The 11,986-nt window shown below is 62.0% G+C and carries 7 protein-coding genes; 4 read left to right on the forward strand and 3 right to left on the reverse strand.

Translation table 11 applies throughout. The annotated features are described in order from the left end of the window. The first annotated feature begins 10 nt into the window (after positions 1-10). From TERRO_RS08145 to TERRO_RS08160, 4 genes are all read left to right on the forward strand, one after another. A complete protein-coding gene (locus TERRO_RS08145; RefSeq protein WP_014785525.1) occupies positions 11-1,777 on the forward strand; it encodes a nitrite/sulfite reductase in 1,767 nt (588 codons plus the stop codon). Between the two features lie 80 nt (positions 1,778-1,857). Beyond that, on the forward strand, positions 1,858-2,664 hold the full coding sequence (locus TERRO_RS08150) for a precorrin-2 dehydrogenase/sirohydrochlorin ferrochelatase family protein (RefSeq protein ID WP_014785526.1): 807 nt from the start codon (positions 1,858-1,860) through the stop codon (positions 2,662-2,664). Then, the gene (gene cobA / locus TERRO_RS08155; RefSeq protein WP_014785527.1) at positions 2,661-3,464 is read left to right on the forward strand and encodes a uroporphyrinogen-III C-methyltransferase; all 804 of its coding nucleotides are present in this window, start codon (positions 2,661-2,663) and stop codon (positions 3,462-3,464) included. Before TERRO_RS08150 ends, cobA begins: the two co-directional genes overlap by 4 nt. Before the next feature lie 111 nt (positions 3,465-3,575). Further along, positions 3,576-4,595: an EthD domain-containing protein gene (locus TERRO_RS08160; protein ID WP_014785528.1), complete on the forward strand. Its 1,020-nt coding sequence runs from the start codon at positions 3,576-3,578 to the stop codon at positions 4,593-4,595. Here the strand turns inward: TERRO_RS08160 and TERRO_RS08165 are convergent, their stop codons facing one another. Genes TERRO_RS08165 through TERRO_RS08175 form a run of 3 tightly spaced genes read right to left on the reverse strand, consistent with a single transcriptional unit; the run spans position 4,596 to position 11,811 of the window. Continuing rightward, positions 4,596-8,486 (reverse strand): sodium:solute symporter family transporter, encoded by a 3,891-nt coding sequence (locus tag TERRO_RS08165; RefSeq protein WP_014785529.1) that lies wholly within the window; start codon positions 8,484-8,486, stop codon positions 4,596-4,598. It abuts the gene before it with no gap. Between the two features lie 38 nt (positions 8,487-8,524). Beyond that, on the reverse strand, positions 8,525-9,673 hold the full coding sequence (gene nagA / locus TERRO_RS08170; RefSeq protein ID WP_041592516.1) for an N-acetylglucosamine-6-phosphate deacetylase: 1,149 nt from the start codon (positions 9,671-9,673) through the stop codon (positions 8,525-8,527). 8 nt (positions 9,674-9,681) lie between these two features. Beyond that, positions 9,682-11,811 (reverse strand): glycoside hydrolase family 20 zincin-like fold domain-containing protein, encoded by a 2,130-nt coding sequence (locus tag TERRO_RS08175; protein WP_014785531.1) that lies wholly within the window; start codon positions 11,809-11,811, stop codon positions 9,682-9,684. Between the last annotated feature and the right edge of the window lie 175 nt (positions 11,812-11,986).

The raw sequence follows: 11,986 nt of genomic DNA on the forward strand, positions 1-11,986 counted from the left end.
GAACCGAAGCATGGCAGACGAAGTACAGAACCCGACCAACGCAGCGCACATCGTAACGCCCGTCGAAACTGCAGCTCCCCTGAAGCCCGTGAAGGAAACCAAGGCGCAGAAGAGTGAGCGCCTGAAGCTTGAGAAGAACCCGTGGGAGACATGGGAAGAGGTTCGCCAGTTTGCGCGCGAAGGTCGCGAGGCTGTCATGCCGGACTGGGCCAACTTCTACTTCAAGTGGTGGGGCATCTACACGCAGGGTGACGGCGTGGGCGCCGTCGGCGGTGTGGGTGGCGAAGGCAAGGTCACCGACTACTTCATGATGCGTGTCGGTATTCCGAATGGCATCCTCACGAGCGACCAGACCCGCGTCATCGCAGACATTGCGCGCGATCACGGCCGCGACCTGGCTGACATCACAACTCGCCAGAACATCCAGTTTCACTGGCTCACGATCGAGTCGCTGCCGCTGGTTGTGGATGCGCTGTCAGCCGTTGGCCTTACGCCCAAGGGCGCATGCGGCGACGTGGTCCGTAACGTCACCGGCTGCCCGCTGGCTGGCCTGCACAAGCATGAGCTGATCGACGCTGCGCCACTGGCACAGCGCGTCGGCGCGCACCTGACGGCGCACCCGGACTTCGTCAATCTGCCACGTAAGTTCAAGATCACCATCACCGGCTGCCCCGAGTGGTGCTCTTACCCGGAGATCAACGACATCGCGCTGACCGGTGCGGAGCGTACTGTCGACGGCAAGCGTGAGGTCGGCTACTCCGTTCGCGTGGCTGGTGGCCTGTCGAAGGATCCGCATCTTGCAATCCGTCTGAACGCGTTCATCAAGCCCGAAGAGGCGGAAGAGGTCTGCTACAAGATCACCGAGATCTTCCGTGACCAGCAGGGAACGCTGCGCGAGAGCCGCACGCACGCCCGCATGAAGTTCATGTTCATCAAGGACGGCTGGACAGCCGAGACCTTCCTCGCGGAGCTGGAGCGCAAGCTCGGCTACAAGCTTGATCCCGCGCCCGATGAGATCGTGCCGGATGATCTGTTCCGCGATCACACTGGCGTGTTGCCGCAGCAGCAGGATGGTCTTTCGTCCGTCGGCATCACCGTTCTGCGTGGCCGCCTGAACGCGAGCCAGTTGCGCACGCTGGCCGATCTGGCCGACGAATTCGGCAACGGCGATCTGCGCTGCACCATTCAACAGAACATCATCATCGTAAATGTTCCAAACGAGAAGGTGCAGGCGCTGATCGCACGCATCAACGCGCTCGATCTGCATGTGGACGCGACCAACTTCTGGCGCGGCACCGTGGCCTGCACGGGCACGGAGTTCTGCAAGCTGGCCATCTCGGAGACGAAGGGCTTTGCACGCTGGCTGGTCGACGAGATGGAAGACCGCGTGCCGAACTTCGACCAGCAACTGCGCATCAACGTGACCGGCTGCCCCAACAACTGCGGCCAGGCATGGATCGCGGATATCGGCCTTGAGGGCAAGAAGATCAAGCACGAAGGCCAGATGGTGGATGCCTTCTACTTCTGCCTGGGCGGAGCGCTTGGCAAGCATGCAGGCTTCGCGCGCGCTGTTGGATACCGCGTGCCCGCAACGGAAGTGCCTGTTGCGATGGAACGCCTGCTGAAGACGTACCTGAAGGACCGTTCGCCGGAAGAGAATCTGCGGCAGTACTTCGCACGCTTCAGCGATGAAGAACTTCGCGGTCAGCTTGCTGGCGCAGTCGTTGCAGCAGTGGAACGCGACAAGCCAAGCGGACGTCCGCCGGCGGACGCGTAGAACTGCCTTCGCAAATGGGTCTCCCACTCATGACAGCACGTCGTCATGAGTGGAAGACCGAAGCCGTAGAGAGGTAACGGATGTCACTCTTTCCAATCTTCCTGAAGCTCACCGGCCGCCGCTGCCTCGTCGTCGGTGCGGGTTCGATTGCGGAGTCGAAGATTCAGAGCCTGCTCGATGCGGATGCGGATGTCACCGTGGTCGCCACACGCATCTCGGCCCAGGTGCAACGCCAGGCTGAGAACGGCGAGATCAAGCTCCACCTGCGCGAGTTTGTAGATAGCGATCTCGATGGCAACTTCCTCGTCGTCGCCGGCACCGATGTGCCGGAGGTGAATCGCGCTGTCTTCGCCGGTTGCGAGCGCCGCAATATTCTCGTCAACGCGATCGACGATCCGCCTTACTGCGACTACTACTTTCCGTCGATCGTGAAGCGTGGCGACCTGCTGATTGCCATCTCGACCGCAGGCGAGAGCCCGGCACTGGCGCAGCGGTTGCGTAAGGAATTAAACGCACAACTGCCGCTGGACCTGGGCCCGTGGCTGATGGAACTGGGGCGACTGCGCCGCGAAGTCATCGGCATGGAACCGCTCGGCGAGCCGCGCAAGATGCTGCTGCATCAACTGGCGCAGCGCGAAGTCTGCGGCGCCGAGGCATGCCCGTCGCGTGAGATGGCTCGCGCCCATGCACGGCAGCACTATCCGCAGCGCAATCCACAGTTGATGGAAACGCAGGAGTTACGGATATCCAACGACGCCCCGCCGGAAGGCCAAAACGTCACCCTTGTCACCAATGCCGTGCCGCTTTCGGAGGGGCATGGCTTTAGCCATGCCATCCACCCGGACGAAGAGAAGGCGGCTTTAGCCGCTGAGGGAACTCTGCCATGAGTCGCGATGCGCAGAAGGGAACGGTCTATCTCGTCGGCGCAGGACCGGGCGATCCCGACCTGCTCACGGTCCGCGCGGCGCGCCTGCTTGCAACGGCTGATGTCGTTCTGCATGACGATCTTGTTCCCGACGCCGTTGTTGCCCTCGCCAATGCGCATGCCCTGATCACCAGCGTCGGCAAGCGCTGCGGGCGTCCTCGAATCACGCAGGCTGGCATTCATGACCTGATGATCGACTCCGCTCGCCGCAACCTGAGCGTGGTGCGTCTGAAGTCGGGTGATCCGCTGGTCTTCGGACGTGCTGCTGAAGAGCTTAATGCACTGCGACAGGCGGGCATTCCGGCAGAGGTTGTGCCCGGCGTCTCCGCTGTCTTTGCTGCGGGAGCTGCGCTGCAGTTGCCGTTGACCGATCGCCGCACTGCCTCCAAGCTGATCCTCATCGCAGGCCAGCACGCCGCGGATAAGTCCGCTCCGCCACCCATGTGGGATGGACCGCTGCCCGCCGATGCAACGCTCGCCATCTACATGCCGGGACGGGATCTCGCGGCACTCGCGGCAGAGCTGCACAGGAACGGTGTCGCCGCCGACATGCCGTGTGTCGCCATCTCAAAGGCCGCAACGCCACAGCAGCGTGCAGACGCGTCCACACTGCAGGACTTCGGCGACCTCAAGCCGGGTGCAGCGCCGCTGCTGATCCTTGTGGGCCGGGCGATGGCGCCCATGCTGCGCAACGCCACCGATGGCCAGGCAGAGTCCATGGTGCAGAGCGCCGCGGAAGCCTTCTCCAACCTCGAGCAGTAAGCATCGATACCGTATCACCGCGTCGGCGGCGCGAAACGTCGACCATTCCAGAGCGGTCTCCGGCAGTCCTTCCGCGTCCTATCGCGTGAAGCATCACCCTGGAGACACGAAATGCCCGAACCCAAAGACACTGCCAGCCTGACCGGAGCCGACAATCTGCAACGGCCCCCGTATGACCCGGCGCTGCGCACCACACGCAAGCCGCTGATCATCACGGGGACACTCGTCTCCCGCGTGGACGACACCCCGCACGCCCTGCGGTCGCATGACGAGGGCTCGTCCGTCGACCGGAAGGGCAGTGAGGTGAAGCACCCGAAAGAGCATCCAGAGAAGCTCGCGATCGAACCCAATCCCAACCTTGCTTATGAACGGTGGGATGAGTACTGGCGCAAGGTTCACGGGCCCAAGTTCGCCTATGAGGAGCCGGGCAGCACATCGCACATGGTCTTGCGCTATGACCAGTTACACCGGCTGCCCTCCGGCCCTTCGACCTACTTCCGGCCGCCCTATCGCGCCATGATCGACACCGCAGGAAAGCTCGTCAGTGACCCCGCAGCCCATGTGCCGAAGTTTGCGCGTCCCAAGTGGGATGGCCTTGCTTACATCGCATACGCCAGCGAAGCCGACATGGAAGCGACGCTGCAGGATCAGGATCAATACGCGAAACGCATCATCGCGGACGAGCAGGTCGCCTTCCGCATGGTCACGCGCGAGATCTGCGAAGAGCACATCCTGATCCCAAGCGCGCAACACCGGGACGCCTTCAGCCTCGTGAAGATCCACAAGCGCCGCCAGGACTGGTCGCGCGATCAGTTCCAGCAGCACATGCTCCACAAGCATGCGGAACTGCTGATGTCAAAGGCAGCCACGCACACCTACGTTCGCCGCTACGCGCAACTGCTCAACATTGGATCGACGCAGAAGGACCCTGAGGGCAGTGTCATCGACAGCATGTCCATCCTCTCCTTCGCCTCAGTGAACGATGTCGAAGACTACCTGCTCACAAGCGACTACGCGACGATCGAAGCCGATGAAGCCGCGGCCTCCGGTGAGGTCACAGAGTTCTGGACCGCCGTAAACTACGGCCTCATCAATCGCCTGCTACCGGAGCTCGCAACCGAACGCCTGTAATCAGCGCGGACGTTTCGCCGGAATCACAGCCTCCGGAACCTCCGCAGTGGGCAGGTACCCGTACAGCAGGTACTGCTGCCGGCGCTCGCGGAACTTCCAGAGCTCCGGCTCCCAGGCCGCGGCGATGTCATGCGGGTCCTTGCCAGCGGCGAGGGCCTGCATGGTGGCATCGTTCAGAATGATCCGCTTTGCATTCGCAAACGAGAACGCAGTCGGATACTGCGCATGCACCGCACCCAGCAACTCCGCACCCATCGCGGGAGCGTCGAAACGAGTGCGATCGGTGACGGTCGCGCGCACACCATGAATCGTCTGCCCTGCAAACGGGTAAGGCTTTGCAGGCGTGAACGTGACCGGAGCAAAGGTAACGCCAACCAGCTTGCGCGCGTTCAGCGTGTCAGCCAGCTTCTGCGCTTCCGCATCGTTCGCAATCCACGCAGCACCCACCTGCTCAAAGGCAGCATCGGTGCCACGTCCAACCGAAAGATTCGACATCTCCGCAAACGCGACGCCCGTGTAAGTAGTCGCTGCGGACAAGCTCTGCAGATTGGGCGAAGGATTCACCCACGGCAGACCGGTCTGGTCATACCAGAGTCCCCGCTGCCAGTGCTGCATAGGAACAACCGTCAACTTCGCACCCAGATGCCGCTCGCCATTGAAGTACCCGGCAAGCTCGCCCATCGTCAGGCCCAGCGACATCGGCTCATCGCCATAGTTGATGTAGCTCTCCGTCCCCGGATCGCTCTTCGGACCCGTCACCATCACGCCGCTGATCAACGCGGGCCGATCCAGCACCACCACGGGCGTACCGGTCTTCGCAGCAGACTCCAGCACATACGCCATCTCGGTCTCATACGTGTAGAAGCGCGCGCCCGCATCCTGCAGATCGATCAGGATCGCATCCAGCTTCTGCAGGTCTTCCGCCTTCGGCTTACGATCTTCCAGCTTTGCGCCATACAGCGACACGACGGGCAGCCGCGTAGCCGCATCGACCGCGTTGCCAAGGCCTTCCTTGTCCTCCGCGCCCAAAATGCCATGCTCCGGCGCAAACAGCGTCGTCAGCTCAAGTCCCTTCGACTTCTGCGCCGCCAGCACGTCAATGGTGCGCTTGCCGTTGCGATCAAGTCCCGTATTGTTCGTCAGCAGACCCAGCTTCAGGTGTCCCGCCGTCCGAGAAGGCAGCGCATACAGCGTGCGAAAGTTCGTCGCTTCCAGGACATCGATCCCGGTCAGTGTCGGCTTGTCAGCCAGCGGCTTATCCAACTGCAGCGCACGTGCCACCACCGTAGCCAGCTTGCCGCGCAACGGCGTAATGGCGCCGCGACCACGCGGGTGCACTGCGTTCGCCAGCAGGATCACGTAGCTGTCGCTGCGTGGATCCATCCAGATGCTGGTGCCGGTAAAGCCCGTGTGCCCAAAGCTCCCAACGGGATAGATCTCACCGCGCGGCCGCGAGAACGGCGAATCAACATCCCATCCATAAGCACGCAGAGCCTTCGCGCCCGTCGGCTGTTCCGGACGGCACATCAACTCCAGCGAAGACTGCTTGAGCGGGAACGTGCTCGGACGCCCAGCAAGCCGGTCCAGCAGTGCCTGCGCAAAGAGCGACACATCTGCCGCACTGGAGAAGACACCCGCATGACCCGCGACGCCACCCATGCGGCGTGTCGTCGGATCGTGCACTTCGCCGCGCAACATGCGATCGTCGGCCATAGGCTTGTCGTCGTTGTGCGCGGTCGGAGCGATCAACGGTTTCAGGCTGACCAAGGGATTGTAAGTGGTGTGAACCATCCCCATCGGCGCGAAGATATGCTTCGCCGCGTAGACGTTCAGCGGCTCGCCGCTGAGCTTCTCAACGATCGCTCCCAGCGTGATGAAGTTGATATCCGAGTACTTGAACGTCAGCCCCGGCGGCCCGTAAGGCGCAGATTCCATCGCACGCTTCACACCTTCCAGCTTGCCACTCCACGCATCGGTCAGCGACACATCTTCCTTCAGGCCGCTGTAGTGCGTCAGCAACTGGCGAACGGTGATGTTGCTCTTGCCGTTGGGTGCAAACTCCGGCAGGTACTTCACCACCGGATCGTCGAACTGCAGCTTGCCCGCCTCGTACATCTGCATAATTGCGACAGAGGTCGAGATGCACTTCGACAGCGATGCCATGTCGTAGATGGTGTCTTCCGTCGCGGCTTCGATCGCAGGATCTTCCGCGCGATTGCCATAGGCCTTGTGGAAGACAACCTTGCCGCCACTGCCCACAACCACCACGCCGCCGGGCAGTTGCTTCGCAGCAAGTGCTGCCTGCATGACCGTATCGACTTCGCTGAAGTTATACGTCTGCGCACTCGCAGATCCTGCACCAGCGACCAGCACCAGCAGAACGGCCGCAACGGCGGTGCGCTTATGCTTCATGACCAGGCTCGCAACCGATCCCACAACAAACGTGGTCACCGAGCCCAGCAGAACGTACCAGGTGTAAGCAATCTTCGACAGCATGAATCCTCGAATGTGCAGCGACGGCACCGGCAGAATGGTTGGCAGAAAGAGAGCAAGATTCAACGCGAAGCCGGCCACCAGACCCGTGACTGCGCCGGCCTGTGTCGCATACTTCGTGAGGGTACCCAGCAGGAAGACGCCAAGCAGCGCGCCGTATGCGACCGACGCGATGGAGAGTCCCAGTTCCACCACGTGTCCCTTGCCCCCGGCCTGCACGGAATAGATAGCGATGCCGATCAGGATCGCCGCCCAGAAGACGGTTGCAACGCGCGACAGGAAGTTGCGTTCCTTGTCGGTGGCATTCGGCTTCATGTGCAGATAGAAGTCGATGATGGTCGTCGACGACAGCGAGTTCAACGCCGCGGACAGGTTCGACATCGCCGCCGCAAGAATCGCCGCGATCAGCAGGCCCGCAATGCCAACCGGCATCTGCTGCACGATGAAGGCAGGGAAGAGCCGGTCTGATCCCTTCACGGTGAGCAACGCCGGGTGCTGGCCATAGAAGACAAACAGGCCCGCGCCGATAACGAGGAAGAGTGTGAACTGCAGGAAGACCACGCCACCGCTCGCCAGCAGCGACACACGCGCATCGCGCAGGTTCCTCGCCGCCAGCAGGCGCTGCACCATCAACTGGTCCGTACCGTGCGACGCCATCGTCAGGAACGCGCCGCCGATCAGGCCCGCCCAGAACGTGTAGGTCGTCGTCAGATTCCAGCCCAGGTTGAAGACCTGCAGCTTGCCCGCCGCTCCCGTGATGGCATGTACGGTCGTCCATCCGCCATCGATCTTCGAGCCAAGCGTAAACAGTGCAATGACGGTGCCTGCAACGTATAGGCCCATCTGCACGACGTCTGTCCAGATCACGGCAGCCATGCCGCCTTCGAAGGTGTAGAGCAGCGTCAGCAGGCTGATGATCACGATGCTGGCAATATCATTCGTTCCGATGGCGATGCCAACGACGATGCTGACCGCATAGACACGCACGCCCTCGGCGGCGGCACGCGTCAGCAGAAACAGACCAGCCGTCACCTTATGCAGCACCCGGCCAAAACGCTTGTCGATCAACTGGTACGCGGTGAACAGCTCGCCATCGAAGTAGCGTGGCAGGAACAGGATGCAGATAACGATGCGGCCGACCATGTAGCCGAAGACCAGCTGCAGGAAGGTGAAGTTACCGCCAAAGGCAATGCCGGGCACGCTGATGATGGTGAGCGTACTCGTCTCCGCCGACACAATCGATAGCGCAATCGCCCACCAGGGCACGCTGCGTTCGGCAAGAAAGTACGAGGCAAGGCTCTTATCGCCGGACTTGCGGAAGCGCAGGCCGAAGAGCGTAATGCCCAGCAGGTAAACGACGATCAGGACAAGGTCAAAGGCATGAAGCCGTGTCGGCATACGTGAGAGTTTACTGCGAGCGGGCCACTCTCGGCTCCTTAGACCGAGAGCAAGCGCCCGCGAAGGATCGTGCCGGTACGCTGGCCCGTATCGTCGAACAGGTTGAAGTCTGCCCACTCACTGGTTGCGGGAAGGCCAAGCATCGCCGCCGGATTCCTCGACGCAAGGTAGACTGCCGACGGAAGATCGATGCCGGTAAACGCCTGGACATTCGCCACGGCCTTATCCATTGTGAGCACAGAGCCGGCCAGCGCACCATCGTGCATCGCCACGCCGTTCGTCACCACCGCCAGCATGTCGCCCAACAGGTATTCGCCGTCGGGCATGCCGGTTGCAGCCATGCCGTCCGTCACCAGCAGCGCGCGATCCAGGCCCTTCATCTTCAGCCAAAGCCGCACGGCCTCTGGCGTCGTGTGAATGCCGTCGCAGATCAGTTCGGCGTACAGTTCGTCCGCATCCAGCACCACGCCCAGCATGCCGGGTTCGCGCTGGGTCAGGCCGCGCATGGCGTTGAACGTGTGGGTTGCAGAGACAGCACCGGCAGCAATACCGGCACGGGCGACCGCAGCCACGGCATCGCTGTGACCCAGGCTCACACGAACACCCTTGCCGCTGGCATGTGCAATCAGATCGAGTGCATCGGGCAACTCCGGCGCAATCGTCATCAGGCAGATATGCCCACGCGCCGCCTCTACGAAGCGGTCGAAGAGTTCAATGGACGGTGCTTGCAACAACGCCGGCGAGTGTACTCCGCGCTTGGCATGCGAGAGGAACGGCCCCTCCAGATGGATACCGATAGGCGTTGCTGCTTCCGGCGAGGACGGTCCGGTCTCAATGGCCGTTGCAATCGTGTCGAGCGCCGACAGGATGTGATCCACGGTCGCCGTCACGGTGGTGGCAAGGAAACGTGTCGTGCCATACGACGCAAGCGTCCGCGCAACCGTATCGATCGCCTCGGCGGAACCTTCCATCACATCGCGACCGCCCGCACCGTGCACATGCACGTCCAGGAAACCCGCGGAGAGCGTGGTCTCCGGCAGATGCAGCGTATCCTTCGGGGCCTCGCCGGCGGCCTGCGTCGAGATGCTCTCGATGCGGCCATCCTTCAGAAGAACCAGTGGGTGGGAGATCACGCCATCCGGTGTGATCAGTGCCTTTGCCGTAATTGCTCGCGGGGTCTTATTCATGGGTAGGCTCATCGTGCCGCCACCGGCGGCGCGGGAATGCCGATATCTGACGCGGGCGGCAGAGTCTGCGTCCGGTCCCACTGCCGCTGGGCGCTGCGGAACTTGTCGATACGTGCGAACCACGTGTTCAGTGTGAAATCGTAGCGCGCAAGGTTGTTGCGCAGGAAGTATGGCCGGTTGCTCTTCAGCCACGCCGCCTCATACAGATCGCGCAGCAACGAGTAATTGTTGCGGAAGTCCTGCAGCTTGCCATTCACAGCATTGATGTCAGCAAGATCCCGTGCGATCTCCGTGCGTGCATCCCGATCCCGCGAGTTCTGTAGGCGATACGCCGCGTCATACTCGATGGCGATATCGTCGGTCAGTTGGAACTTCAGTCCAATCAGGTCCATACGGCGCGCTCCCAGGTCCAGCGCATCCAGTGCATCCTGCTCACGCAGATTGCCCTGTGCCCGTGCCTCGGCGATCAGAACGATCGCACGCTCCGCATGCAGCCGCAGGTCATGGACGTAGGGCCGGATCTTCGGCGCGTAGATCTGCCCATCCGGGCTCCACGGATCGATCCAGAAGAGCAGATCACTGGCATCGCTCGTCTTGAAGTTGTTCTTCAACACCGCATGCGCTGCCATCAACTCCTGCTGCGCTTCATTCACCTTGCCGCTGGCGTCGCCATGGAAGACCTGGCCGTAGTTGCCCTGGAACTGCGGGATCGAGCTTTCGCCCTTATGCCACGCGGCCTCCGCGCCATACAGCAGGGCATACCAGTTGTTGTTGAAGAGCGCCTCACCATCGTCTTCCCATATGGTATTCAGCTGGCCGGTGCATCCGCCGGCCTGGCCCTGCGCCGTGAACTGCTGAATATTCGGCAGCGTGTTATTGAAGTTGGGCCACACGCGGCTCCAGTTATTCACGCCGGGCGCCACCCAGCACTCAATGCCAGCATCGGTGTAAGGCTTGATCCAGGGCGTGAAGCTCGTATGCGGGTTGTACTCCCACGCGACGGCAATCATCTGCGACTTGAAGTCCTGCGGCAGCGCCTTCACCAGCGCCGGCTCCTTCATCGCAATGTCGCCCCAGAACAGGAAGCGGCGGTTCAGCGGCTTCAGCGCGGCGACCGTGCTCTGCAGGTAATCGAGGTAGACCTTGCCCAATCCCTGCGCATCGACCGCGGCCTTCGTCTGTCCCTTACCCAGTTCCACGGTCTCGTCCGCGCCCAGGTGCAGCAGCGGTGACGGGTAAATCTGTGCGAGCTCCGCATACATCCGCTTCGTCAGTGCGATCGATCCCGGTTGCCCGGGTGCCAGCACGTGGCCATTCGGCGTCTCCGACAGTGGAGCGTACAGCTCTTCGTTCAGCATGTAGTGCAGGTGACCAAAGGCCTCCTGCTCCGGCACGATCGTCACGTGATACTGCGCAGCGTACGCCACCAGCTCCCGTGCCTGTGCCGGCGATAGGGTGCCGCCCGGCGGTGCTGCCAGCGGATCGCTCAGGTACTGCATGGTGTTCTCAAAGTACGGCGAGTACACATTGATCTTGTACGCCGCGAAGGTCCGTATCTCTTTCTTCTGAAACTCCAGAGTCGGCACCGGGCCGCGCGACAGATCGTCATGCACGCCGCGATACTTCATGGCGGGCCAGTCGCGAACGGTAGCCGTCTGTAGCTTCGCCGCCGTGCCGAAGCCGCTGACCAACTGCTTCGCGGTCATCGCTCCGTAGAACACACCGGTGGGCGTCGCACCCACAACGCTGACGCCCGTGCCGTCGGGCACAATCGCGTAGCCCTCGGCCTGCATCTCGGGTGACCAGGTGATCCTGCCGCGACTCAGAGCCTCGCGGCCAGCCGCGCTCTCCGCACGCAACAGCGTAATGTGGGCGCTTGCCGAGGGAGTGGTCGTCACGCCCATGTCGGCAAGGCCGCGGGTCAGTTCAGCCGCAGCAAAGCTGTCCTGCCCGTCGCACGCTGCGCAGACGACGCTGACACCCGCAGCCAGCGGTAAAGATTGGGCCGGTGCGGCCTCACGCGGTGCCGGTAAGAGCGCGAGCTGGCCCCAGACAGGGGCAAAGCCCGAAACAAACAACGAAGCAGAGAAGGCAGCGGCGCGGAAGGGGGTGCGCAGTGCGGAGGAGAGAAAAGCCATAAAACCAAACTACCCCATTGTCCGCTTCGCGGCCTCGCTTAAACCTGTCAAGCCCCTGACTGGGGTATCTCACTCAGAACATTGAAGATAGAGTTGGCGGGTAATTACCTGGGAATTTCTATAATAGAAAGAGGTGGGTAAGAACGCGTGCAGTGCGTCGATAGCGCAACTGGCT

The sequence above is a fragment of the Terriglobus roseus DSM 18391 genome, from assembly GCF_000265425.1.
Lineage (GTDB): Bacteria > Acidobacteriota > Terriglobia > Terriglobales > Acidobacteriaceae > Terriglobus > Terriglobus roseus.